General features: G+C 64.0%; 19 protein-coding genes and 3 pseudogenes. 13 read left to right on the top strand and 9 right to left on the bottom strand.

Annotation, left to right across the window (positions count from 1 at the left end):
- Positions 1–29: 29 nt before the first annotated feature.
- The 3 genes and pseudogenes from PXH83_RS22950 to PXH83_RS22960 all read right to left on the bottom strand — a co-directional run.
- Positions 30–263, bottom strand: coding sequence for a hypothetical protein (locus tag PXH83_RS22950; RefSeq protein ID WP_274562421.1), 234 nt, complete (start codon positions 261–263; stop codon positions 30–32).
- Positions 264–479: 216 nt separating this feature from the next.
- Positions 480–1,055 (bottom strand): MepB family protein, encoded by a 576-nt coding sequence (locus tag PXH83_RS22955; RefSeq protein ID WP_274562979.1) that lies wholly within the window; start codon positions 1,053–1,055, stop codon positions 480–482.
- A gap of 138 nt (positions 1,056–1,193) precedes the next feature.
- Positions 1,194–1,376, bottom strand: a pseudogene (locus PXH83_RS22960) (helix-turn-helix domain-containing protein); the annotation flags it as partial.
- Between the two features lie 314 nt (positions 1,377–1,690).
- Between PXH83_RS22960 and PXH83_RS22965 the strand changes: the two are divergent.
- The 3 genes from PXH83_RS22965 to PXH83_RS22975 all read left to right on the top strand — a co-directional run bounded on the left by PXH83_RS22965 (position 1,691) and on the right by PXH83_RS22975 (position 3,708).
- On the top strand, positions 1,691–2,101 hold the full coding sequence (locus tag PXH83_RS22965; protein ID WP_274562422.1) for a RidA family protein: 411 nt from the start codon (positions 1,691–1,693) through the stop codon (positions 2,099–2,101).
- Between the two features lie 55 nt (positions 2,102–2,156).
- A complete protein-coding gene (locus PXH83_RS22970; RefSeq protein ID WP_274562423.1) occupies positions 2,157–2,738 on the top strand; it encodes a GNAT family N-acetyltransferase in 582 nt (193 codons plus the stop codon).
- Between the two features lie 673 nt (positions 2,739–3,411).
- Positions 3,412–3,708 carry a hypothetical protein gene (locus tag PXH83_RS22975; RefSeq protein WP_274562424.1) on the top strand — a complete coding sequence of 99 codons (297 nt, stop codon included), beginning with the start codon at positions 3,412–3,414 and terminating at the stop codon, positions 3,706–3,708.
- Positions 3,709–4,117: 409 nt separating this feature from the next.
- On the opposite strand, the gene PXH83_RS22980 is transcribed toward PXH83_RS22975, so the two are convergent.
- Both PXH83_RS22980 and PXH83_RS22985 read right to left on the bottom strand, forming a co-directional pair.
- Entirely contained in the window at positions 4,118–4,315 is a 198-nt protein-coding gene (locus PXH83_RS22980) for a hypothetical protein (protein ID WP_274562425.1), read from the bottom strand.
- Between the two features lie 1,134 nt (positions 4,316–5,449).
- Positions 5,450–5,704 (bottom strand): hypothetical protein, encoded by a 255-nt coding sequence (locus PXH83_RS22985; protein ID WP_274562427.1) that lies wholly within the window; start codon positions 5,702–5,704, stop codon positions 5,450–5,452.
- Between the two features lie 142 nt (positions 5,705–5,846).
- Here PXH83_RS22985 and PXH83_RS22990 point away from each other — a divergent pair, with 142 nt between their 5' ends.
- A complete protein-coding gene (locus PXH83_RS22990) occupies positions 5,847–6,071 on the top strand; it encodes a hypothetical protein (protein ID WP_274562429.1) in 225 nt (74 codons plus the stop codon).
- 60 nt (positions 6,072–6,131) lie between these two features.
- Here PXH83_RS22990 and PXH83_RS22995 read toward each other — a convergent pair whose 3' ends face one another.
- Positions 6,132–6,503, bottom strand: coding sequence for a histone-like nucleoid-structuring protein Lsr2 (locus PXH83_RS22995; protein ID WP_338054727.1), 372 nt, complete (start codon positions 6,501–6,503; stop codon positions 6,132–6,134).
- Between the two features lie 629 nt (positions 6,504–7,132).
- Positions 7,133–8,419, bottom strand: coding sequence for a glycoside hydrolase family 1 protein (locus tag PXH83_RS23000; protein WP_274562434.1), 1,287 nt, complete (start codon positions 8,417–8,419; stop codon positions 7,133–7,135).
- Positions 8,420–8,504: 85 nt separating this feature from the next.
- On the opposite strand from PXH83_RS23000, the gene PXH83_RS23005 reads away from it, so the two are divergent.
- The 6 genes and pseudogenes from PXH83_RS23005 to PXH83_RS23030 all read left to right on the top strand — a co-directional run.
- Positions 8,505–9,128 carry a hypothetical protein gene (locus PXH83_RS23005; protein ID WP_274562436.1) on the top strand — a complete coding sequence of 208 codons (624 nt, stop codon included), beginning with the start codon at positions 8,505–8,507 and terminating at the stop codon, positions 9,126–9,128.
- Positions 9,129–9,628: 500 nt separating this feature from the next.
- On the top strand, positions 9,629–10,474 hold the full coding sequence (locus PXH83_RS23010; protein WP_274562438.1) for a DnaJ domain-containing protein: 846 nt from the start codon (positions 9,629–9,631) through the stop codon (positions 10,472–10,474).
- A 187-nt stretch (positions 10,475–10,661) separates the two neighbouring features.
- Positions 10,662–12,212, top strand: coding sequence for a hypothetical protein (locus PXH83_RS23015; protein WP_274562439.1), 1,551 nt, complete (start codon positions 10,662–10,664; stop codon positions 12,210–12,212).
- Between the two features lie 236 nt (positions 12,213–12,448).
- The gene (locus PXH83_RS23020; protein WP_274562441.1) at positions 12,449–13,198 is read left to right on the top strand and encodes a DUF6461 domain-containing protein; all 750 of its coding nucleotides are present in this window, start codon (positions 12,449–12,451) and stop codon (positions 13,196–13,198) included.
- Positions 13,199–13,608: 410 nt separating this feature from the next.
- Positions 13,609–13,812 (top strand): cold-shock protein, encoded by a 204-nt coding sequence (locus tag PXH83_RS23025; RefSeq protein ID WP_069931829.1) that lies wholly within the window; start codon positions 13,609–13,611, stop codon positions 13,810–13,812.
- A gap of 190 nt (positions 13,813–14,002) precedes the next feature.
- Positions 14,003–15,072 (top strand): annotated as a pseudogene (locus PXH83_RS23030) (IS701 family transposase); the annotation flags it as partial.
- Between the two features lie 391 nt (positions 15,073–15,463).
- Here PXH83_RS23030 and PXH83_RS23040 read toward each other — a convergent pair.
- Together PXH83_RS23040 and PXH83_RS23045 are read right to left on the bottom strand one after the other, a co-directional pair.
- Positions 15,464–16,003, bottom strand: a complete 540-nt coding sequence (locus PXH83_RS23040) for a hypothetical protein (RefSeq protein WP_274562445.1) — start codon at positions 16,001–16,003, stop codon at positions 15,464–15,466.
- 100 nt (positions 16,004–16,103) lie between these two features.
- Positions 16,104–16,295: pseudogene (locus PXH83_RS23045) on the bottom strand (transposase); the annotation flags it as partial.
- A gap of 489 nt (positions 16,296–16,784) precedes the next feature.
- Here PXH83_RS23045 and PXH83_RS23055 point away from each other — a divergent pair.
- The 3 genes from PXH83_RS23055 (at position 16,785) to PXH83_RS23065 (ending at position 19,920) form a co-directional block, all read left to right on the top strand.
- A complete protein-coding gene (locus PXH83_RS23055) occupies positions 16,785–17,312 on the top strand; it encodes a hypothetical protein (RefSeq protein ID WP_274562446.1) in 528 nt (175 codons plus the stop codon).
- A 362-nt stretch (positions 17,313–17,674) separates the two neighbouring features.
- Complete coding sequence (locus PXH83_RS23060) at positions 17,675–18,748, top strand: hypothetical protein (protein ID WP_274562448.1); 1,074 nt, start codon at positions 17,675–17,677, stop codon at positions 18,746–18,748.
- 59 nt (positions 18,749–18,807) lie between these two features.
- A complete protein-coding gene (locus tag PXH83_RS23065) occupies positions 18,808–19,920 on the top strand; it encodes an HBL/NHE enterotoxin family protein (protein WP_274562450.1) in 1,113 nt (370 codons plus the stop codon).
- The last annotated feature ends 21 nt before the right edge of the window (positions 19,921–19,941 follow it).

Genomic DNA, 19,941 nt, shown 5'->3' on the forward strand with positions numbered 1-19,941 from the left:
CGCAATGATTGCGGCCCTTCATGACGTCGTCAGCTCAGCCAGCCGACGTCGAGAATCTCGATGCCGTCCCTGTACGCCACGTACACAATCCAGCACCGCGGCCCGAAGGCCTCGCCCAACTGCTGGCCATCAGGCGGCGGCCAGGTCTCTGGCTCTCTCCAGACGGTCTCGATGAGCGCGGTGATTTCCCACCGGGCTGCGTCAGTTGGCAGCTCCGCCATGACCTGCTCGGCCGTCAGGTCCAGATCGACTCGGTACCGCATCGCGCACCCCCGTGATCGACAGTGCGAGCACGCTACGGCGGAGCCTGGCCGGTCCGCGACCCCTGTGGATAACGGGACCGTGCTGCCTGCTGGCGGACATCTGGACCGAGTCGTTCCTACTAGGGTGTGGAGCCAAATTCACGGCTACGGGAGGTCACAGCGGGCACGCCGCGTGCCGTTCACCGCTTGACGCCCAGGGGCCTTACAGATGTGGTGTCACAGGTGGCCACTGGGGCGATACAAGGCGCAGGCCCGGGCAGCGTCGATGGGCTCGTGTTCAGGCACATGCAGAAAGTGGTTCAACTGCCATGTCTGCGTGTTGCGGGCTTGCCGGCTGGTGGTCGTCACCCACGGCGGATAAACGCGGAACGCCCGCTTCCCGCCGGATCCGTTCCTTGACACGATGCCCCGTTCACAGAGCACGTCTCGCGGAAGCACGAACTGTCCGAACCGTTGGCCTTCGCGAGTGCTGATGACGAAGAGATCAACGGGATCTTCAGCGTCGAAGGGCTGGATCGGCCCGCTCGCGGACCTCTTCCACACAGTGACGAACTGGCCGTCTTTCGTCGGGGTTGTCTTGGCCACGCGAAACGTGACCGAGAAGCCATCCAGCGTGAACTCGCATGCCCCGTACTCAGCGCTCTCCGCTTCAGGCACCGGCTGTGAGCACGTGAACCCACTGGGGTCATACACCAGTTCCTTTGCCACCAGCAGATCGCCGGGGATCCCAGCCGCACTCGGCCAAGACCCAGGATCACGGGCGCCAAGCTCCGAAGAGACATCACGTTCCATCGACATTCCTGCATCCTGCCACCACCAGCCATCGAACACATGGCCGACCCGGTCTGTCGGCCATCGTCACGCAGGGCCCCAGACGACGAACCCAGTCGAGCGCAGACACTCGTGGGCGGCAGGCCCCCCGCTGTTCGCCCGGCTGGACCGGTCGTGCAGGCCCGACTCCCCTTCCGCCGGCCAGCGGCGGACCCACTTGTGGGCGGTGGACCGGGAGATCCCCATCTCGGCGGCCACGTGTGCGACCGGCCGCCCGGAACAGACACGATCGACGAGAAGCCGTTTGCCGTGAACGGTCAGCCGGGCATTACGGTGGGACACGAAGACCTCCGTGCGGTGTGTTCCTAGAGAGCTCCACCACATCGGAGGTCTTCGCCATGTTCAAGACCTGCAACTGTCAACAACGCTCGTGATCAATACAGCTAGGGCGTGTCCGACGGGTCATGCCTAGGATGTGGCGCGCTCGCACACGTGGGCATCTTTCATCCCGACCTGCACCCTGACCTGTGCCGAGGCGAACTTGCGAGCCCTCGGGAATGGATCTCGGGATCTCGCGGCTGTCGTAGGTGGATCAAGTCGGGAGTGATCGCAGCTACCCGGCTCCGTGTGTGCAGCTTTGAGGGAGAGTCAGCAGCATGTCCGTTACACAGCCTGCCGCCGAGCGTGAGCGCGTCTCCGCGGAACCCGACTGGTACGAGTCGGCCGGTATCTCGCTCGGCATCCGGGTCGGGAACTTGGTCTTCACATCGGGGCAGGCGCCGATTGATGCCCAGGGGGCCACGGTCGGCGCCGGGGACTTCGAGGCGCAAGCCCGTCAGGCGCTCGCGAATCTGTCGACGGTCCTGACGAACGCGGGCTCCAGCCTCGCTGACGTGGCCAAGGCGACCGTGTTCGTCACCGACATCGCGCAGCAGGACATCTTCGCCAAGCTGCGCGCGGAACACTTCCCGGACAAGCCCCATCTCGCGGAGTCGTTCGTGGAGGTCTCCTCACTCGCCGACCCTGAGTGGATGATCGAGATTGAGGCAATCGGACTCGTCCGGTGAGGCTGAGTACTGGGAACCCTCTTGCCCTTTCGCAGAGAGTGACCAGAATCAGCGCGTGCAGATTCTGTCGTCCCCCGAAGAGGCCACCCCGTTCGATCTGCGTGTGCAGGTTCAGCAGCTCCAGGAGGAGGCGTGGCCGTCACCGCCTGGAGAGGTTGCTCCTCCCAAGGCTCCGGCCCACGACCCTGCCTTGCGGCCGTTGTCGATGATGCTCGTGGATGATGGGATGGTGCTGGCCGCGCTGGACATCCTGTCCAAGGAGATCGTCCACGCAGGACGACGCTTCGCCGCTGGCGGGCTCAGCACGGTAGTGACGCGGCAAGAGGCCCGTGGCCACGGGCATGGCCGGCGCCTGGTGATGGCGGCCCGGGAGATGATGATCGCGCGGAAACTGGACCTGGGGTTGTTCACGTGCGACAGCTCGCTGCAGGCGTTCTATGAGTGCGCAGGCTGGCGCGTTCTTCCTGGTGCGGTGCTGATCGGCGGGACGCCGCAGGATCCGTTCCCCAGCGACCAGCCCGGCTTTGACAAGATCACCATGGCCGACTTCTTCTCGCCCAAAGGCCGGCAGGCCGAGACGGCTTTCCGCGACAGCCGTATCGGGTTGTATTCCGGACAGATCGACAAGCTCTGGTGACGTTGACCGAAGTCAGGCGTCTTGCGGAACCCCGTGCAGGGGGACAGGCAGGCGGTCGACTCGCTTGGTTGCGCGGGTGATGCGGCGGTCATCAGCGTGATCGATGCCCAGATGATTAAAGGTCTCGGATTGCTGGACGAGCCGTTCCTAGTCGCGGGCATGCCTTCATGGACACCAAGAGGGGCCAGCGCGATACGACAGTCAAGTCTGACGGGACATTCCAAACCGAGGTGGTGTTCCCCGCGGATCGGTCTACAGTTCGTAAGGGCTCTTGGGCTCACCAGCGAGATTACGGCGGACATGCCGATCCGCGTCACCGGCTGACCGTCTGGGGCCCGTTGACCAGCTCCCCAACAGCGGGCACGCCGCGTGCCGTTCACCGCTTGAAGCCTAGGGGCCCTAAGCCATGGCGCTGTCGGCGAGTGGTGAACAAAGCCGCGTAACGCTCGTCCCTTGCTCCCGTGTTGGCGTACTCGCCGTTCACGTGTACGCCGACAACGGGGCCAGGTGCCGATGTCGCGATTCAGTATTTCCGACCATCGGCCAGGGTGGTGAGGATTCCCCGAGTTCGGCGTGCCGCAGGGTGTTGTGGGGATATTTCTTATTAGCCTCCCATAACTGTACGAAGTCGATCTATCGCAGATCGCATTCACCTCACTCCACCGGAGATGAAATGCACAAGCTCCGCAAGGCTGCCGTCCTGGTCGCCGCCGTCACCAGTGTCGGACTCCTGGGTGCCGGCACTGCCCACGCCGACGGGGGTGGGTACGGCCACGGCGGCAAGGGTGGCGACCACTTCAACATCAACCAGAGCTCCAACTGCAAGTCGCACGACCTGAACCTCAACATCCTCGGCCAGGTCGGGCTGCTCAACGGCGCGCTGGGCAACCTGCTCGGCGGCGAGGGCAACCCGGGCGCACAGAACACCCACATGGGTTCGACCATGGGCTGCAACAACACCGCCTTCTAGGCGCGTGACGGTCGCATAGACGGCCGAGAGCGGGAAAGTGGTCCCGGCACCGAGCCCCAGGCCCGGCGCCGGGACCCTCTTTGGAGACGGCAACGTCACACACGTGCATCCACGGCCCCCCGCCCTGGCGGCATTGGCTGCCCTTTTGGCTGTTGTGGTCGTCGGCGGCCTCATCCTCTGGCGCTATGGCGACGGCGATCCGGACACTCCTCCGCTCAGTCCTCGCTGCCGATGCTTCCTTGACGCTGTCTCGTTACGTTGCGTCGGCACGCTATTACCGGAGTAGCCCGGCCTGCGGAGCGAAGCCTGCCGATTCCTGGCCAAGGCGTCGTGCAGCCCTACGGCAGGGCCGTCAACGTCGGCGGACTGTCTACTCACAGCCCAGCTGGACGGGCGCAAGGCGCTGTGGTCAGGGCTTGGCGAGGCGGGCCAGTGCTGCGGCGAAGCTCAGGACGGCGGCGAGGACGGCGAGGGCGAGGAGTAGGAGCCGCAGGGTGTACAACGCACGCGGCAGCCTGCCCGCTTTGGTCTTTGGGTTTTCGGCTTGGTGGGCGTGTGCGGGCCAGTTGTTTACGGACTCGACGGGGTCGCCGTCATCTCGGTTCACCCCATGACAACGTCCGTACAGCGGCGGGAGGATGGCGGCACGGGGACTGTCACGGAATCGGTACCAGAGGGAGACCTCTAAACCACCCCGTGGGGAGGGGCATCGCAGTCCGTGGTGGATGCAGGGGTGGTGGCGTCCAGTAGGCGGCATGGTCTCCCCATCCGTCGGAGTCGGTTTCGGGTCCATGGAGGCGGATTTCATCGCACAGGGCGCACCGTTGGGGTTTGGTTCCTAACGGTAGGCAGTGAAATTCGCGGTCGTCGACAGACAGCGCGTAGGGCTCGATCATGTGCCGCTGGTTCCCACGCCAGCGGGACTCAAGCGCACCTCTCCGTCCCCGTTGGGGTGACGGCGTTTGCGGGACCGAACCCGGAACGGTTCAGTGAGGGCCCTGAAGGACAGGGCCCTCACAACGCGGGTCCGCTCACAACGCGGGTCCGCGGGGGCGGACATGCGCTCCCGCGTCAGAGAAGCAACGACCGTCAGGCGTCGCGGTCACTGCCTCCGCATGCTTCCCCTTGCCCTCCGGCTGGGTTCAACTCGTGTGTCGTTGCGTCGTGTAGGAGGTGTTCGAGGGTGGGGAGGTCGTTGAGGGAGCCGTTGCCGTCCGGCAGGATGAGCCATCGCAGGCGTTCGCGTGTGGGCCGTGGCCATGGGGTGGCGATCCAGGCTCCCTTGCCGGCGCAGCGGATTCCGGAGGCGAGCCAGCAGGTGGTGGCGCCGGGGGGCACGAAGAAGCCTATGAGCCTGGCGCAGGTGTCCAACAGGACCGGGCCGGGCCGTAGTCGACAGGCACTCAGGCCCTGTAGGACGGCAAGGCCCAGGCGCTCGGGCGTGATCACGACATCCCACCGGCGGCCGGCTGGTAGCAGGGTGACGTCTGGCTCGTGACGCCGCCACTGTCTGGCGCAGTCGGCCGGATCCAGCGCCGCGTCGGCTAGCCATTCCATCGCACCCGTGGTGTTGCCCATACGGACCACCCCTGCATACGGGCCGGACAGAGCGAGCAGCCACGCTCCGACCAGCAGCCATCACTGTTGGTCACATCTTGTCACCACCTGTTACGGGTGACGCAAGGGCCGGGCACCAAGAATTTCGCCGGAATGCCGCGGTTGCTCAAGCGAGTTGAACCGGTCAGCGCCTTCGGCCCGAGCTAACGGCGGTCATGCAGGAAGGGCAGTAGCGTTCCGCGGTTGTCTCGTTCTGGGGAAGCGGCGCGGCGGGGGAGGACAGTGTCACAGGGCGTCCGCACAGGGTGCTGTCGGTCGCCTCTTTGCTGATGACATGCCAGATCAGTTCGGCTTTGCCGACGGTGGACTCGGCGCGCATCTCATACATCGGCGTGCCCTTCTGCGCTGACAGCAGGCGGGATTGGCCCGCTGTGTCCATGAGGCGCCACCGCGGCTGAAAGGGCGACTCGGCTAGGCCAGCAGGAGGAACACGCGCAGCGGGAGGTTTACCGGCGAGCCGCGCTGGCGCGGTAGCGCTGGTGCAGCTGCACGACCGAACACTTGGGGGCAGGCTGGAAGGCATGGAAAGCGCGCCGATCGTCGTGCACCGGCCCTCTGCCAACGGCGGCCGACGGGTGACGGTGCACCGGCACGGCCGTGACGAGATTTTGGGGACGGCGTACTCCGACCATGACCTGGTGGTGTTCCTGGAAGCGGCCGGGGTTGCCGAGCCGGACGCCGTCACGGATGATCCCCGCTGGGTGGAGTGGCGAGGTGGCGACCCGCATCAGTGGCACGCGGCCTGACCAAGCCGAAACCCCCGGTACGCCTGTCACGTGTCCGGGGGCTGTCATCGCCGCACTATTTCAGTGGGCGGCTTGGTACCTCTCCAGCAGGTCAGCCGGGATGCGGCCGCGACTGCTGACTTCAATGCCCTGGGTCTTGGCCCACTCGCGGATCTTGGCAGCGTCCGGACCGACAGCCTGCGCGCGCTTGGCCGTCCGACGACCGCCGCCGACTTTGCGGCCAGCTCCCATAAACGGCCCCAGGGCGTCCAACAGCTTCTCGTAGTTGTCCGGCCCCAGGTCGACCTCGTACTTGATGCCGTCCAGGCTAAAAGCGTGCGTGGCGATGTCTTCGCCTTCGGCTCCGGTGAGGTCGTCAGTGTAAATCGTCACGGTGCGCTGAACCATTGTGGTAGGCCCTTTCGTATGTGTGAAAAAGAGCCTACTCGCCATCTCAGCAACGCGTTACCGGTTGGGGACGCCTTCCACAGCGTCACGGGCCGCCTGCCGTTCCAGCTCCGTGTAGCGCTTCAGTGGCACCGGCTCACACTCGGGAATGGGGTATTCCCGGTGCTCGTTTATCCCGGTCAACATGTAGCGAGTCAAGACTTTGAAGCAGGCCCGCTCGGCCGCGGTGCTGGGCGCGGGGATGGGCTGGCCCTTGGGGGCCGGCCGGTTCGGTTGGTCGTCGACAGGTGGGCTGGTCGGTTTCGTGGGAACAGTTGGCCTGGGGGTGTCGTCGGTTCCGCAAGCAACCCCGCCCAGCAGCAGGGCTAGTCCGAGGAAGACGGTGGCGAACAACGAAAAGCGCGGCCGATTTGGCATGACGGCTCCAAGGGGGCATTGGCGTCATGGGTGCTCGCAAAAGGCGGAGCTCATTCACCGTACGACGATGGTCCAGCCTTCGGAAGAGGCTCCATTTGTTACCAACTAAAGTGGCTGTTTCGGTGCTTTGGTTGGTAATAAACGAATGAGTTCGTGCCGAGGTCGAAGATGCGGGAGAAGCTGGCTAGGCATCGTGTCGCCTCGGTCCGGGCGATCGAAGCTGCCGGTGCCGATCTGCGAGCGGCCGTGCGACCGACCTATCTCTTAAAGCTTGCGGTCGCGACGGAGTCGTGATCGGTCGTTACTGATTGCTCACTACGACAGCGCTGGACGAGTTCGCCATAGTGATAGGCGCTCGGCCGGAGCTCGCGCTCCAGGGTGGCATGATCGACCCGCACGAGGCCAAACCGAGGCCAGAATCCCTCATGCCACTCGAAGTTATCCAATAGGCTCCAGTGGAAATAGCCGCGACAATCAACGCCGTCGGCCAAAGCCTGCTTGATGCTCGCAAGCGAGGCTTCGATATACCAACTGCGGTAGCGGTCCCGAGCGTCAGCTAGGCCGGATTCTGTCACAAACAGAGGCTTGCCAAAGCGGGCTAGCCGGCGTAGCAAGATCGCATGCCCCTCGGGGTATAAATCCCAACCCAGATCGCTTTTCGGCAAGCTGGAAGACCAACCCACGCTGCGGCGGAAGTAGTACTGCAATCCAATCCAGTCGGCTTGACCCGCTAGGCGCGCAGGGAAGTAGTCATTAGCCAAATGCGCCAGCCAATTAGCCACTGGGCGCAGCACCGCTGGCGACGCCACGAATACAGTTTGATTCGTACAAAAGCCGACCTGGAAGGTCGGCTCTACTGATTTCAGCTTCTGATATGCACCTCGGTGTGCTCGCATGAGCGCTCGCCGGGCCCGACTAAACCGCGTTGGGCTGCGGTAACCAGGCGGCCACACACCAGCCAGATAAGCCTGGCCGGCATACACCTCGGGTTCGTTCAGAGTTGCCCAATACCGCACGTGCGGTCGCAACCCCTGGCCCATGACTTCCGCAAAGGCCACGAACCGTTCAACCACCTCGGCCGACTCCCAGCCGCCTGCCTCCGCCGCCCACACCGGCAGCGTGAAATGCCACAGCGTAACAAATGGCTCCTGGCCGTACTTATGGCAGGTCGCTGCCATCTCGGCATAATGCCGGATCGCCGCTTCGTCGTACTGACCGCGGCGCGGCTCAACCCGCGACCACTCGATGGAAAAGCGAAAGGCGTTCAGGCCAATCTGGCGGGCCAGCGCTAGGTCCTCGCGGTAGCGGCTGTAGTGATCGACGGCCTGGCCAGAGCGGTAATTCTCGGCTTGGCGCGCCTCAGTTTTAACCTCATCCCACCGCGGGGTTGGTCCTTGGCCGTAGTTGGTGGATCGATGGGCTTCGCGCGCCAACTTAGACGCTTGCTGCTGCTCCCAGCGCGTCCAGTCATTCATGTTTCCACCTTCAACCTGATGGGCGGAGGTGGAACTCCCAAAGTAGAAGTGGGATGGAAAGTGTGTCATGCAGTCATTCTAAGATGAAGTATGCATTTTGGCCATGATGACTCGACGTGATACACCGGCTGGATCGCGCGTGAAAGGTGGACTGATGGCAGAGCCCGACGACCAGTCTCGTCAATTCAAGATCATTGATATGTATATTGAGGAGTACCGGGCCCTGCGGACCGAAATCTCCGACCGCGTAAAAAATGAGTTCATCATCGTAGGGTCGAACGTGACTCTGACAGCTGTCGGAGTGGCACTCCTTAATGTAATTCATACTCATCGCGTGATAGTGCTTTTTGTAATCCCATTGGTGTCGCTGATCTTTGGATTGTTGTACCTGGCGCAAGAAAGCTCGTTGGCTGTGGCTGCTCAGTATCTTAACAAGAAAGTGAAACCTGCGGTTGTGAGTTTGTTGGAAAGGAAGGCGGGCGGGGGGGATAGTGCTGACGCGTCTGGGATTTTTGGCTGGGAAGAGTTTCGTGCCGGTAAGCTCTATAACGTGTCGCAGCCATGGAAAGCTCTGGGTGGCATGTCTAGCTTTCTCGGTGCGCTGCCGGGTCTAATGGTGATTCTGATCTCCCTTGGCTTCGTTGCGTTCTCTCCTGACTTTCGTGACGAGTTTAACGGCGGAGAAATCTCCTTGCTGATCGTCGACGTCGCTGCGTACGTTCTCTTTGGTTTTTCCGGGTGCTGGCTGAAGGATCTCTACTCGGGGATCACCTCATAGCCTTGATTGGTTTACGATGTGATGCCGAGCATTACCAATAGTGGCGCTGTCGGCACCCGCCATGTCGCACCAATCCGCAGAACGGGCACCCGGGAACTCGCCGCGGCGGGCCAGCTCGAACACCAGGGGTGACCAGGTCTGTGACCGCCGGTAGCTGGAGGAGTTCGGTTCGGCTCATGCTGCCCATGGGGCTCACCTGGTCGATAGTGCTGTGGCTTTGCGAGCACATGATGCCCCAACTTGTAACGAATGCCTAAGGTGGCGAAGGGGAAGAGCGGGCGATTCGGCATGACAGCTCCAAGGGGGCATTGGCGTCATGGGTGCTGGCAAAGGCAGAGCTCATTCACCGTACGGCGATGGTCCAGCCTTCGGAAGAGACTCCATTCGTTACCAACTGAAGCGGCTGCTTCAGTGCTTTGGTTGGTAACAAACGAATGGTCTTCCCTGTCGGGCTTTATCCGCTCTACCGTTATGCGCCCAGTCTTCTTTTAGGGGCGCTCATGAATTCGTCTCCGCTGGACCTGTACGCCGTGCTGGGCGTGGCGCCGGACGCCCCGGCGTTCACCATCCGTCGGGCGTACCGGCAGCAGCTCCTGCGCATCCACCCGGACCGCCGGCCAGCCAGCAAGCAGGCCGCCGCGCACGAGGAGATGACGAGGCTCAACCTGGCCTTCGACACACTGAGCGATGAGGCGAAGCGACGGGCCTACGACCTGGACGAACGAGCGCGGAGGCGAGCTGCTGGCCGCACGACGGCGGACCCACCCCCGAAACCACCACCACCGCCCGAGCCACCACGACCGCCACCCGCTCCGAAGCCGTCACCCCAGCCTGAGCCCTCATCCGCAGCCCCCAAACCGTCGTCCAGCACTGGCTGGAGAGTCCTGGTTGGAGCGGTCCTGCTGGCGGTCTGCCTCGCCTTCGGCAGCGTTCATCTGCTGGGGCTGTCATTTCCGGATAGCGACCGATCGGAGCCATATTGCTTCGAGAGTAGCTCTGACGGCCAGAGCATTTCGTACTTCCGGGCCAAGCCGGGGTCAAGGACGGAGACCAGTGAGGTCATCTGGTCAGTGGCCGACCTGAGCGAAGACGACTACGTGGTCTGGCGGACGCCCAAGTTCCCGTACTGGGAGCGAGCCAACGCCGAACCTGGTCTCCTCCGAGAGGGCTGGACCTACGGGCGGTACGAATACGTCGAGGTCTTGGTCGAGAAGCAGGCGGGATGGGAACCATTGGAGGGGCTGTTCGAGCGCCGGCCGCAGCTGGACAACGTGGCCGAGCGCGAGCAGCGGTGGGCTTTCCTCACGGATTGGATCGGCCACCTGGACGCGCCGTGGTGCGGCTGAGTGGCAGGCCCAGGCTGGCGTAGCGCTCGCTGAGCGGCGAGATTTCCCGGCGTTCGAAATGTCCGGAAGTGGCCGATCAGTAACGATGGAGACGTAGGGCAGCTACCGAACGAGTGGGAGACGTGAAATGGCTGAGGACCCATTGAGCCGACGAGGCGGGCGCCAAGCGGTCGTGATCGTGCACGGCATGGGCGAGCAACGTCCCCTGGATGCGCTGAACGGGTTCGTAAAATCCGGGCTGCCAGCGGGGCAGCGACGCTTCTTTTCCCGTCCCGACATCGTGACTGGCTCGTATGAGTCTCGCCGCTTCCTAGCGCCGGCGACCAAAGACCGGCCCCAGACCGAGTTCTTTGAGTACCACTGGGCTCATCTCATGCAGGGCAACCGGCTCAGCGATCTACGGCCGACCTTCCTTCGAGTGCTGTTGAAGCCGCTATGGCTGGTACCCCGGGGGCTGCGGTTGCTGTGGTTGTTGTTCTGGGCGCTGGTGGCCGCCGGGGCCTGGGCCCTATGGGTTTGGCCCCCGGCCGAGCTGTTGCCTGAGGAGGACCTCAAGTCTTGGCCCCTCAAACTGCTGGGCGTGCTCGTCGGCACTGGGGTATGGAGCACTGTCCTGACGTTTCTGCTGACCAAGGTGGGCAAGATCCTTCCCGGTGTCCTCACCAACAGTTTTGTCGATGTGGTGCGTTACCTCGACACATCGCCACGGTCCTACCAAGTGCGCCATGAGATTCGGAAGGGGTTCGTGGAACTCCTAAAACGACTCCACACGTCCGAATACGACGGCAAGCTCAGGTATCAGCGCGTCATCATCGTTGCTCACAGCCTTGGCGCGTACATCGCGTACGACGGGATCAGCCACCTGTGGGGGACCATGAACAACCGGGCGTACAAGGGCACCACGGAAGCCCCAGACGGGTTGCAGGACGTCGAGGTGGCGGCGGCCAACCTCCCGTCTCGCGGCTCGAAGGTGGCTCCGACCGACCAGCAGATCAAAGCCTTCCGTGAGGCGCAGTACAAGCTATGGTCCGGGTTGCGTGCTCGGGGCAATCCATGGCTGATCACTGACTTCGTCAGCGTCGGTACCCCGATGTACTGCGCCGACATCCTCTACACGCGCACGCGCAAGCGCTTCGAGGAGCGGGTCAAGAGGCGCGAGCTGCCGACCTGTCCGCCTCAGAACGAAGAGGGGCTAGACGACGCCCCAGAGGCGCCGCCTAACTATTCCTATCCCTGGCGGGGTCGGCAAGTGCTTTACGACGGAGCCCCATTTGCCGTTGTGCGGTGGACCAACCTTTGGTTCCCGTGCTGGCCGCGGCGGTTCGGGGTCTTGGGCGACTGGTTCGGCGGACCGCTACAGCTTCTGTTCGGCAACGGCATTCGCGACGTCCCTATTCACGGTAACGGGTGGAAGCGCCACATCCCCGGCTTCGCTCATGCGTTGTACTTCAAGTTTCCCGACGATCGGTCTCCCTGTTCCGTCACGAAACATCTGGATGACGCACTCGCCCTTGGTGAGTTCCATCTGCCGCCCACCGACAAGCAGGTCGCGTACGCGCTCAAACTCCTCGGCCAGGCTGGCTTCCGTACCAGGAAGATGGCCGAATCCCACGCCGAGCTCATCGACCCTCGGCGGTCTGTGCCAATCGGAAGCAGCGTCCAAGAGTGGTTGCGTTCCCTGTCGCGATCTGAGGTCTCCTGCCTCATCGACGACTTGCGAAGGCGCCAAAGCCAGTAGGGGCTGTCAACGGCCCTTTTGGCTCCGCAGGGACCGCGTCGGACTTGACTGCGACGAAAGCGCGCGGGCGGAGGTGTATGTCCGTCCCGCCGAGCGGTGCGCTGGGCAACTTCGCCACGTACCAACGCGTCCTGGACACCGAGAAGTACCGGATGGCTATCACCGCCTGACGCCAGACCGTGCTCCGGGGTCCTTGGCGACCCCGGAGCACGGCCACACCCCACCCTGGAGAACCCATGGACACGCCCGCCTCCTCCTGGGAGTGGACCAACGACTACGACGACCTCGGCTTGTGTATCACCTTCACCAGAAGCCGCAGCTCAGAAGATGTCTTTCGCGCCTACGGAGCTCCCCCAGGCACCGCCAGGCTGCTGACCGAGCACGAAGAGCTCACGGCCGTTCCTGATGGAGAGATGGGGGCTGTGCTGCGGGTGGGGTTCTCGGGTGAATGGGTCTTTTGCTTTGAGACACCCACCATGTCCGGCGGCAACCCCGCCACGCTGACGGACCTGGCTGTCGGCACCGAAACCCTCGCCGTGACCGATTCAGGTGACGGCATGACGGACTTCAACTACTTCAAGGACGGCCAGCTCGTCAGCGCCTTCGAACCGGACGCTGTAGAGGGAGCCCGGTACGCGCGAGGCGCTCATCCCCATCTACTGGACGACGCCTTGCGCCAGGCATCTGCCCCTCTGGCAGCTGGAGAGGAGCCGCTCACTCCGTCCGAGGTCGCGTTGCGCCTGATCCGAGACCACTTCGGTCCCTACGTCGACCGCACGATCCTGAGTGGGCCCCTGGAAACCGTCTTCATCCCGGACAGCCGTCGTCGCCCCCTGCCCCAGCCGGAATATCCCCCGGCTGGTCCGGGGAGTCCTGCCATCGGGAGGGCGCTGGGCGCGGTCACCCCCATGGCCAGCACCAGCGGAGCACCCGTCCTCTACACACCGACGACGGGTCCCATTGGAACCACCGCACGTATTGAGTAGACGCTGAACCTGCCGCCGAAGGAGACGATTCCCGGCGGCGACCGCTGGCAAATGGTTGGGGCTGAAGCGTCCGCGGCCTCAATCGGCTGTGCCGAGCGCCCGACCACCCACTACCCAACAAAGATGGACGAGAACGCGCTGAAGCCCCGCGCTCCTGGTGCTGCGGTCGGCAGGCGATTGTCGCTCAATGACGGCCTGTAGGACCCGACTCATGCGACATGGGCGTTGTCGTGGTGAGGGCGTAGCTGTCCGTGTAGCGTCAGGGGGAGCTGTCATGGTTCCGACGTACCGATCGCCCGTGAACGCGAGTTCGCGGGCGTCTTGCTGTTTTGGATTCTCTGAGGACCAGGGCGATCACCTCTGGTTCCCGCGCGGTGCGGGAGCCGACTTCGAGTCCCCTTGGAGGACGAATGGCCAGCGGAACTGTCAAGTGGTTCAACTCGGAAAAGGGCTTTGGCTTCATTGAGCAGGACGGGGGCGGCCCGGACGTGTTCGCCCACTACTCGAACATCGCCGCCCAGGGCTTCCGTGAGCTCCAGGAGGGTCAGAAGGTGAACTTCGACGTCGTCCAGGGTCAGAAGGGCCCGCAGGCGGAGAACATCACTCCCGCTTAGCCGTACCTGGCACGACGCCCGCCCCCGGTTAGGGCGGGCGTCGTGCGTCTGAGCCCAGGGTCCGTCCCCCGGATGCGGCAGCAGGCGTTTGCCGCCGGTCGCGGCGTGATGCCGGAACCGTGCAGGAGGCTCAAGGTGGCGGGCCGCCAGGCCCTTCGGGGGGTCGGCTGCGATCAGGGCTGGACTGGAGCGTTGGAAGTCGATGCAGCCCATGACCGGACGCCTCGGAGTGGATCACCAGCAGTTGCAGCAGTTCATGACGACCTCGACCTGGCCGGTGGAAGCGGTCCGGGCACGACTGGCCCGCCAGGCGGTGGCCGTGGTGCGTCCGCAGGTGTGGGTCGTGGACGACACCGGTTTTCCCAAGGACGGGGCCTCCTCGTCCGGCGTGGCCCGTCAGTACTCCGGAACGCTGGGCAAGGTCGGCAATTGCCAGATCGGGGTGAGTGTCCACGCCGCTTCGGACACGGCTTCGTGCCCGCTGTCGTGGCGGCTGTTTCTGCCCCGCAGCTGGGACGGACCCGATGCAGCGGGCCGGCGGGCCCGCTGCCGGATCCCCGGTGATGAGCATCACCGGCCCAAGTGGTAACTCGCGCTGGACATGCTCGACGAACTCGCCGCCCTGCGATTACGGCCCGCGGTAGTGGTTGCGGACACTGGCTACGGCGCGAATGTCGATTTCCACCGGGCTCTGGAAGAACGGGGCCTGGCCTACGCCCTGCAGGTCAAGGGAGAGCTGACTGCTCACGCCGTATCGGCCGAGCCTTACGAGCCGCCTTACGGCGGGCTCGGGCCCAGGCCGTTGCCCCGCTACCGCACCCGGGCCGCTAGCCTGCGCGAACACGCTGACCGCCGGGCGCGAACGGGCCGCGACGGTGACCTGGCGCAAGGGCTCCAAAGCAGCCATGACCTCTCGCTTCGTGTTGTTACGCGTCCGGCTCGCCGGGCGGCGGCCGAAGCCCGCCATGGACGGTGTCATTCGAACTTGTCCACCTGATCGCCCAATGGCCCGAGGGCCACGACGAGCCGGTGAAGTACTGGATCTCGAACCTGCCCGCCGACATTCCCACCCGCGACCTGGTGAGGCTGGCGAAGTCACGCCGGCGCATCGAGCACGATTACCGGGAGCTGAAGACCACCCTCGGACTCGACCACTTCGAAGGACGCTCGTTCACCGGGTGGCGCCGCCACGTCACCCTCGTCACCGCCGCCCATCTCTTCCTGACTGAACAGCGGACCTGCCCAAAAGCCCCTGCCAGGCCTGACTCTCTATCAGGCCCTGGACCTGCTCCCGCACCTCCTGGCCACCTGGGCCGGCAGTTGTCCCACCTGCCGACAACCCAGCCCATGGCAGCCTTACGACACGACCTAACAAAGCTCTACTAGTAGACGATCATTGGGAGCGGGACCACTCGTCTAGCTTGATCCTTACCTGACAGTTGTGCTCGGCGTGGCAGACGACGACCCCTGCGCGGGGCCCCGACAGCTCCATACCACGAGGCATGCCGGTGATCTCGGCCAGCCCCACGGCGTTCGGTACTGCGTCGAACCAGATGACTTCGAACGGTCGGCGACTGACGACCCGTCCACTGACGCCGGGTCCCACAGGTAGGGCAGAGACTGTTGCCTCCCGAGATCGTGTTACGAGCTCTTAGATCACCTCGTCATCCGCCCTGTCCAAAAACGCCTCGAAGGCTTTCTCGTACTTTTTCATCCAGTGGTCAAACTTGTCGACGTCAAGGGGCTCGACCCCTTGCATGGAAAATGCCACCATCTCGCTGAGCCTCTCGCGGGGTGGAACTGTCCGGGCCAACATTTTCCTGGTTTCTGTCGTGCCGACCAGCCGCGACGTCTGCTCTGCCTGTACCAGCTTGGTGAGTGCAGGGACGTAGTGGGTGTTGTGCCGTTCCTGAGTTTCCTCGTCCGTCGCCTCGCCGATGAAGTTCACCACGCTGCCGATCTCAGTCCTGAAGGACTGGGAGCTCGTCCCCACCTCTGCGTATGCGTTCCGTCGGACATCGGACTGTCGCGCATGCTCCGTCGCATCTTGCGCTCTCTCCGCTTGGATGAAGACCAGGACGCTGCCCACCAGGCCGACCGCGGCCCCGATCAGAGCTCCGCCCAGCGCGGCAAAAGCAGGGCTTTGCCGCGCCGATCCCCTGCCGTTCGGATTTCCTTGATCTTGTTGCATGGAGCTAGATGTACATCTGAATGCGAACCTCAACGCCATGGACGCGCGGTCATTCGGCTTTCAGACGAACCTCAGGGCCCTAGGAGTTGTCGTCAACGCATCACGCCCACATGAGGAGCGATGCGAGGGTGACGGCTGCTTGGTAGGACTCGGCGGTCTTCTCGTACCGGGTGGCGATGCCACGCCATTGCTTCAAGCGGTTGAAACACCGTTCCACAACATTGCGGTGCTTGTAGACCTGCTTGTCGAAGACCGGAGGACGGCCGCCGAGGCTGCCGCGCCGGAGACGTGAGCGGGCCGCACCCGCGGCCGCCCCGAGCTGTCGGCGTACACGTGAACGTGGCTCTGGCAAGATTTTCGTAGCCGGCGACAAGGGCTACAGCTCGAAAGCCATCCGCGCCTGGCTGCGGTACCGCAACATCCCGCACACCATCCCCGAGAGGGCCGACCAGGTTCGCAACCGTGCGCAGATCATCTCGGTGACACGGTGGGCAGGTCCGCATAGCGGGCAGCCTGTGGCTGTGCTCTGTTGAATTGGCAAGTCTGTTACCTCAGTTGGCCAATGTGCTGGTGGTCTCGGCCGATGTCTCCGATGCTGTCGTGGTGGTCCGCGCCCGCACGAGGTCCGGTGTTCCAGCGGGATGTACCGGATGCGGCCAGACCAGCGCGTGGTGCCACAGCCGCTATGTATGGCGCCTCGCCGATGTCATTCGGGAGGTCGGCCTCTGCGCATTGACTTGTCCGTACGCCGCCTGTACTGCGAAAGCCCGACTTGCCCGAAGTGACCTTCGCCGAGCAAGTGCCGGGGCTGACCGTGCGTTACCAGCGGCGCACTCCACAGCTGCAGCGCCTGGTAGCGGCCGTCGGTGTGGTGCTGGCCGGCCGGGGCGGTTCCCGGATGCTGCGGATCCTGAACGTCGCGCTCGCGGTGCACCGTTCCGTCTCAGCTGATGCGGGTGCCGCTTCCGCCGCTGGAGACACCGCGGGTGCTGGAGGTAGAAGACTCGCTGGGCTGCGCCGTCTGCATCCCGTCCGCCGGGGGATCGATGACGCAGCAGGTGCGGCCGGTGTCGTGACCATCGTCGATCTTCCCTGCGGATCCCAGCCACGTGACGCTAGTACCGACGCACTGCTCGAAGTCCCGGTTTGCCAGATTGATTCGACGAGGACCTTGCTGCCCTTGGTGGCCCAGGAAGACCGCAGCTGCGTAGTCGCTGCGGCTCCATTAATCAGCGCATTTTCGAGAAAAGGTCATCCGGAGGCCGAACTGTCGATTCACCACCATATTTTCACCACGGCCCTCCTGTAACGCGCCTGTAGGGCGGCTCTCGAGCCACCAAGAGTGCTGGCCGCATCCGGCCGCAGCCGCGTAGGGCACGCGCCCACCAGGTGCCGGGATTGCCCGCCCTCGACGGGGTGCTCCGCGCTCGGGGAGCTGGCCTATCGAGGTTCACTCGAATGGGGTAATGCCGCGAAGTGCGGTCTCGCCGCGTCTGCAGCAGATGCGGCCCTGGTGATATGCCCGCTCGGTTTGCCAATTGCATGTTCCGGTGTAGTGATCGTGTGGACGGGGTGTTGCTGCTTCGGCGTGCCCGAAGCGGTGTGTTCACGGGTGACCTCGCCTTCGTTGATTGGTCAAATACCGAACACGCCCAATTCTAGGAGTCTGATATGGCCCAGCAATCGATTGCCCACCCCCGCACGCCGCGGACTGCGGACTTGTCTCCGCGTGCGGTGCAGCGTGCGTGTGAAGAACTGACCAAAGCCGCCTCCCAGGCGCGTTTCACCTCCATGCTGCTGGAGCAGCAGCGGAGCGTGACCGGCCTCGTCGAAAAGGCATCGGACCGGGGCACCGTGGAGGACCTGCAGCACAAAATGCGCGGGTACGCGCGGGACTTCCTCGGCACGCATGCGAGCAACGTTGGCAAGACACTAGACGCACTTCAGGACGTGGCGCTGGACATGGGAACCGCGCTCGGCCGGCAGGAAGCTCCGGACCTGCAGTCGGCCTCGCAATCCGCCGGCCGCGCCGGCGAGGAGGTCGGGCAGGACGCAGAGGAACTCGAGGGGCACCAGCAGGATTCCCAGAAGGCGGCGAAGCAGCTCGTGGACGTCCTCGATGCTGGCATCAAGCGCCTGGAAAGCGACAGCATCAAGAACCTCGAAGAAGAGATCCGCTCCCTGGAGCAGAAGATCCTGGATGAGTTCGACAAGATTTGTGAGGCGTCGGCGAAGTTCGGTCGAGGGATCAGCAAAATTCTGGGGTTCGTAGTCAACAGCATCGCCGAGGCCCGCGCCGCCATTTCGGGCAGCGCTGCGGGGGCGGCGAAGGAGAAGAAGCCGGACGCCAAGTTCCCCGGGCTTCCAGTGGACAGGGACCCGCAGAAGGGCGCGAAGGATACCAACGAGGCAAATAAGGAAATCGCGGATGCGGAGGCGCGCATTTACCGCCACACCCGACTTCTGCGGCAGAAGTACATGGAACTGGCGCGCGCCAACGAAGCGCTCTCGGCTGGCGTCGGGCTGCGGATTGCGTTGTCGGCCCATAAGGACACCGTGCAAACGGTGCTGCGCCAGCAGCATGCCGTCGCCCATGCCTGCTCCGCCCTCGAAAAGACGTTCGCGGAGACGGCTGCCAGCGGGCAGCAGGTGCCCAAGGACACGTTGCACTCGGCTCAGACCCAGTGGGATGGCTTCGGGAAGCGCCTGCTGGGGCTGACCAAGTCCCTCAGCAACGACGACTGATCTCACACGCCCGGCGAGGGCCGGGACACCCGGCCGACCTCACGAGAGAAGGCACGCGCATGAGCACGACTACCACCCCCGCTAAGGCCACCAACCCGGCTGGAAGCCTGCACCAGGGGCTACAGACCAAGGGCACCAAGCTGGCGGCGATCCAGACCTACGCCAAGAGCCTTGAGGCCCAAGGGCACGCCGTGTTCCGGCCCGACCTGGTGCCGCAGACGGTTCAGGACAAGCTCAACCAGACCCTCGATCAGGCCAAAATCGACGCGGCCGAACTGCTCGGGCAGACCATGAGCCAAGCGGACCATACCCTCAGCGCAGTGGAGGACTTCTGCATCAGCCACAAAAATCTCGTCGACCGGTTCCGGCACGAGAACAACCCCGAGCGTATCCGTGACGACATCGAGAAGATGCGCACCGCGATCGAGGGAGCTCCAGGAGCCACGGGGTATGCGCAGGAGGCAGAAAAATTGAAGAAAGCCCTGGAAAACGCTCGCCAGAAGTTCTCCGGGCATGCGGTGGTATTCCAGGACTCGGCGGGCGCCATCCGGATCGCTATCGAGGTCCAGCAGAAGACTCTCGACCGATTGGATGTGGAACTGGCGGATCTGGAGAAGAAAATCCAGGCAGCAGTGAAGAAGCTCGTGGAGGGCGGAGTGCTGGCAGCTGGCGGAGTCGTGGTCTTCGCTATCGGCGCCTGCATGGGTCCGTGGGGCGCCCCACTCATGATCGCCGGAGGCGTCTTGGTGGTGATCGGTGCCGGCAAGATCGCCGACGCGGTATATACCATGATCAGCCTGCAGAAGCAGAAGGAGCAGCGCCTGCGGGACAAGGCCGCCGTCCAGGCGGACAAGACGCAGCTCGAAGCATTCAAAAAGACCCTGGAAGAACTGTCGACGAAGGCCGCCGAGGCAGCTTCCGCCGCCCAGGACATGAAGATGGCCTGGGGTGGTCTGCAGAGCCAGCTGGGCAGGATGGCCCGCCGACTGAACACCCCCAAGGACATCAAGGACATCGCGGACAGCGCTGACGTGCGCGCGGCCGACGAGTGGCGCAAGAAGCTCGAAACGCAGACCAGCGTGATCCGCAAGCAGTTCGACGGCGACGTGGTCACCAACACCAAGAAGCAGACCAGCGAAATCATGGAGGAGCTGGTGGGCACCAAGGCCTGAAATACCCCGACGGATCGGCGC

Source organism: Streptomyces spiramyceticus, assembly GCF_028807635.1.
Lineage (GTDB): Bacteria > Actinomycetota > Actinomycetes > Streptomycetales > Streptomycetaceae > Streptomyces > Streptomyces spiramyceticus.

Bases quoted from the DNA above. Each gene is read 5' to 3' on its own strand.
- PXH83_RS22995 (WP_338054727.1), bottom strand. From the start codon at position 6,503: ATGGCGAGTAGGCTCTTTTTCACACATACGAAAGGGCCTACCACAATG.
- PXH83_RS23000 (WP_274562434.1), bottom strand. From the start codon at position 8,419: ATGACACACTTTCCATCCCACTTCTACTTTGGGAGTTCCACCTCCGCC.
- PXH83_RS23065 (WP_274562450.1), top strand. From the start codon at position 18,808: ATGAGCACGACTACCACCCCCGCTAAGGCCACCAACCCGGCTGGAAGC.
- PXH83_RS23020 (WP_274562441.1), top strand. From the start codon at position 12,449: ATGGACACGCCCGCCTCCTCCTGGGAGTGGACCAACGACTACGACGAC.
- PXH83_RS23010 (WP_274562438.1), top strand. From the start codon at position 9,629: ATGAATTCGTCTCCGCTGGACCTGTACGCCGTGCTGGGCGTGGCGCCG.
- PXH83_RS23060 (WP_274562448.1), top strand. From the start codon at position 17,675: ATGGCCCAGCAATCGATTGCCCACCCCCGCACGCCGCGGACTGCGGAC.
- PXH83_RS22975 (WP_274562424.1), top strand. From the start codon at position 3,412: ATGCACAAGCTCCGCAAGGCTGCCGTCCTGGTCGCCGCCGTCACCAGT.
- PXH83_RS23025 (WP_069931829.1), top strand. From the start codon at position 13,609: ATGGCCAGCGGAACTGTCAAGTGGTTCAACTCGGAAAAGGGCTTTGGC.
- PXH83_RS22990 (WP_274562429.1), top strand. From the start codon at position 5,847: ATGGAAAGCGCGCCGATCGTCGTGCACCGGCCCTCTGCCAACGGCGGC.
- PXH83_RS23005 (WP_274562436.1), top strand. From the start codon at position 8,505: ATGGCAGAGCCCGACGACCAGTCTCGTCAATTCAAGATCATTGATATG.
- PXH83_RS22950 (WP_274562421.1), bottom strand. From the start codon at position 263: ATGCGGTACCGAGTCGATCTGGACCTGACGGCCGAGCAGGTCATGGCG.
- PXH83_RS23015 (WP_274562439.1), top strand. From the start codon at position 10,662: ATGGGCGAGCAACGTCCCCTGGATGCGCTGAACGGGTTCGTAAAATCC.
- PXH83_RS23040 (WP_274562445.1), bottom strand. From the start codon at position 16,003: ATGCAACAAGATCAAGGAAATCCGAACGGCAGGGGATCGGCGCGGCAA.
- PXH83_RS22985 (WP_274562427.1), bottom strand. From the start codon at position 5,704: ATGGACACAGCGGGCCAATCCCGCCTGCTGTCAGCGCAGAAGGGCACG.
- PXH83_RS22955 (WP_274562979.1), bottom strand. From the start codon at position 1,055: ATGGAACGTGATGTCTCTTCGGAGCTTGGCGCCCGTGATCCTGGGTCT.
- PXH83_RS22965 (WP_274562422.1), top strand. From the start codon at position 1,691: ATGTCCGTTACACAGCCTGCCGCCGAGCGTGAGCGCGTCTCCGCGGAA.